At 38.7% G+C, this 912-nt stretch carries 2 pseudogenes; both read left to right on the plus strand.

The features are described from left to right. A pseudogene (locus tag FDX11_RS23030) lies at positions 1-220 on the plus strand (fimbrial protein); the annotation flags it as partial. Positions 221-682: 462 nt separating this feature from the next. Continuing rightward, positions 683-912: pseudogene (locus FDX11_RS23035) on the plus strand (fimbrial protein); the annotation flags it as partial.

The raw sequence follows: 912 nt of genomic DNA on the forward strand, positions 1-912 counted from the left end.
CGTTAACCTGGCGATCCACCAGGTCGATAGCTCCGGCAGCGCGCTGACCTATACCCAGGTCAAAGTAAACGACGCCAGCGACATTCACGATACAACTTTTGATGCTGACGGCGTGGCGACGTTCAACTTCGTCGTCTCTTACGTCAAACAGTCTGGCGCGGTACCAGTAACAGCGGGCTACGTGAAATCCAACACCGCGTATACCCTTACCTATAACTGATCATCAGTCCCCAGAGAGTTATCTTTTTCAACAAGATAACTCCTTTACAGAATTATCAAGGATAGAAGAACACCCTTACCTTTTGTAAACATAATAGTAGTCACTTCAGTTAAAATTAAAATCATTTTCATTATTTATAATGATAAAAAATACAAATACACACCAATCAACTCAAATACAATACATATATATATTGATAATAAAGACCATCAACACATAACAGCAAGAGATAAATAAATACTATGTTTGCAAAAAAAAGCACAATATGTACAAAATCGTTAAAAACAATGCACAGATAAATTATTACAAGAAATTGTAGTATAAATAAAAAACAAATTAAATATTTTGTTTGTGAATATAAAAAAAGGAAATATCCGTATATGATATTTTTATAGATGCAGAGTACTCCCTATAATAAATATTGTCTTAAGTGACATCTATTTTTAACAAGGATATTTCAAGATGAAATTAAAGTTAATAGCTTTATCACTGGTTCTGTCTGCTGCCTCCACTACTTCAGCCTTTGCCCTAGATGGCGGCCAGGTAGATTTTGCTGGTCTGGTGAGCGATAACACCTGCACCCCGCACGTTAACGGCGGCAGTCAGGATGGACAGGTTCAACTGAACACCGCCCAGGCATCCGCTATAACTGCCGATCCAGGTGTACAGAGCAGTGCCGTCGGTATTCAGCC

Origin of the sequence: Citrobacter sp. wls714 (assembly GCF_005281025.1) — a bacterium.
Classification (GTDB): Bacteria; Pseudomonadota; Gammaproteobacteria; order Enterobacterales; family Enterobacteriaceae; genus Citrobacter; species Citrobacter werkmanii.